This is a genomic window from Pedobacter sp. 01T416_2 (assembly GCF_056398925.1).
On sequence record NZ_JBFTQI010000771.1, the window covers coordinates 1 to 2,712 of the forward strand.

At 39.6% G+C, this 2,712-nt stretch carries 2 protein-coding genes; both read right to left on the bottom strand.

The annotated features are described in order from the left end of the window. Positions 1 to 1,375, bottom strand: a 1,375-nt coding sequence (locus AC1DPQ_RS23845) for a hypothetical protein (RefSeq protein ID WP_477611082.1), incomplete at its 3' end; no start/stop codon positions are given. A 2-nt stretch (positions 1,376 to 1,377) separates the two neighbouring features. Further along, a partial coding sequence (locus AC1DPQ_RS23850; RefSeq protein ID WP_477611083.1) for a hypothetical protein occupies positions 1,378 to 2,712 on the bottom strand: 1,335 nt, incomplete at its 5' end.

Consider the following 2,712-nt stretch of genomic DNA (forward strand, 5'->3'; position numbering starts at 1 on the left):
GAGGAATGATGTTTACAGACTGAATATCGTTTCTTTTCCTTGCTGCATTGGCCAAAAGTTTAGACCAATAGGTTGCATAATCAGTTTTTTGCCCTGAAAGTAACCAATTGTATGTGGCGGAAAGCGTAGAGACTAATACTTTGCCATAACCGCCGATGCTACTATTAACCACTGTTTTACCGCTGGTATCGGCAACAATGGGCTGATCAGTTTGGTTAGCCCTTAAAAATACAGCTTGTTCAAGTGGTAACGGATTAAATTTGTGATGATCTTCTATTACGATTAAATTTAATGGTTTACCTTTTAAAACAGGAGATTCAAAACGGCCAAATTTACCACTAAGCGTTGTCAAAGCTTTTGTATTTGCAACCCTGATCAATAAGCCCATTCCGTTATTAACCGCAAGATTTATTGATGACCTTTCGTTGGGGCTAATAGCTGCTAATTCTTCTTCATCAATAATCAGGATGTCGAATTTTTTTAAGGATGATGGATTGATCTGATTAAGGTTTATGCTATCTATGTTAAGGAAATCGAAAGCAAATTTGTTTTTACTGATCTGACTTCTGAAAGCCAATGGATATTGATTTTCGTACAGCCAATTTTTTAGAAATTTATATTCGAAGTCGGGAAAAGAAGCTAAAATCAGCACTTTCATGGGTGTCTGATCGCTAACCTGAACCGGCACGGATTCTTTGGCCAGGGTATCGTTTTTTTGCAGCGCAATTAATTCGTAAATGGCTTTTCCTGTTTGTTTAGGATTCGTTTTAAATGAAAAGGATTTATTCGATTTTGCCTCGATAGCGATCGAATCTACTGATTTACCTAAACCTTTGAACAAAAGTTTAACCGTTTCGCTCCCTGAGTTTTGATAAGTTCCCTGAACTTGAAGCGGTTCACTGGTTTTTAATTTCGCCGGCCAGTTGGCAGAAATGATCCCGCCAGGATTTGCCGAAGGGTGAAAGGTGATCTGGTATCCTTTGAGGTTTTTCAGTTCAGCTGCACTTAAGCCATAACCGTAAATATTCAGTTTCCTGATATTTGGATTCGATTTTAAGAAGTAAGAGAGATTGGAAAGAGTTGTGACCTTCGTATTTTTTAAATTTACTGATGGAAATGTATATTTTTTTTCCTTTAGTTTTGCAATAGAATCGGTGTTTGTGCCGTCGGTGAGTAAAATAATTTCATCAGGATTTTGTTTTACATGTGTTTCGTATCTGATCGGTACAATTAACAGAATAAAACAGCCCACGGCAACGATATTCGCTAAAATTCGCCATACCAATCGCGCTCGATTTGTCCGGGTTACCTCTTTGTAGAGCAAAAAGGCCAATAAAACCAAGCTAACCAGAATAGCGATGTATTTAAATTCCATATCTACTTGCCGGTTTTGTTGAGGTTGTTAAAATAGCTTTGATACAATGCAGAAGCTGGGGCAGTACTTTGTGTCTGCGGTTTTGCTGCTTCGGTATTGATCATTTTTTGTATAGCCTGTTGAACCAGATCAATATCGCTCATTATCAGTTTATTGCCTGTGCTTAATTTTCTTAAACTGCTTAAGGCATTTAAATAGGTAGAAGGATGATCGGCTGCGGCTCCGATCATGTATTTCTCAGTTTCGCCAAGTAAGAATTGATCTTGTTCGATGAACTTTTTTCCTGTTTTTCTGCTCTCCAGTAAGGCGAGCGCTGCTTTTAAAAAGGCCGTTCTTTTTTCTTTTTGCTCAAACGACATTTTCTGAACCGGCTGTGTAATCTTATCCAGTTCCCCGGTTAAACGTTTCTCAGGTTTTAATGCTGCCGTTTTTACGGTAGTTTTAGCCACATAAGCCCGCGATTTTTGTTGCAGATCTTTCAGTAACCTCAGCGCTTTATATTCGTAAGGTAATGCTTCCTGGGGTTTATAAGTTCTTAAACGGAGTTCGGCATTCCACATTTCAGTTAAAACGGCCTTTAGCTGTGCCTTCATTTCTGGTTCGAAGAAGGTAGCGTCTTCTGCGATATCATGTTTGTGGGCATATTTGTCCATTATGCTGCTCACATCACCAAACTTTTCGCCCTCACTCTTATGTTCCGCATGTTCATCGTGATCATCATGATCGCCGCCGATTTCAGTTTCGTTTTCTTCTCCCAAAAACTGTCCGTAACGCAACCGCAACAGCTTTTGGTCGATACCTAGATCATTGCTTCTGGTTTTAAAAGTTGCAGGAGGCAATGTCGATTGTTCCTTCAACAGTTTCTCGGTATCGATAATGATCTGCCTTTCGCTCCTGAAATATTCTGGAACCAGGTTAACGCCATTGGTCATTCCTGCTAAACTCATTAATTCGGCAGTATCTACAATCGAAACGAAATAGACATCCGAACGGCTCGATTGACCATGGTTATCCATCGCTTTGATGAAAAAGTAAAGTTCATCACCTGGTTTCATGCCAAGGCTTTTTAAGTCGATCTGTTTACTTAACGTGAGGTTCTTTTTATTATCAAACCCAGTATTAAACGATAGTTTTTTCTCGGTGAAACTCACCCCTTCACCTTTACCACTGGCCATGGTTGCCGATATATAGGCGTCGTTGATGCCATAGTCATCTGTAAGTGATACGTTCAGGTTAATCTTTTGCGGCTGACCGATATCAATCGTGGTATGCTGTTTGGGTTGCGTAATTTTAATCGTAACGGGTAAATCAGGAATGATCTCGATCTGGTAGAGATC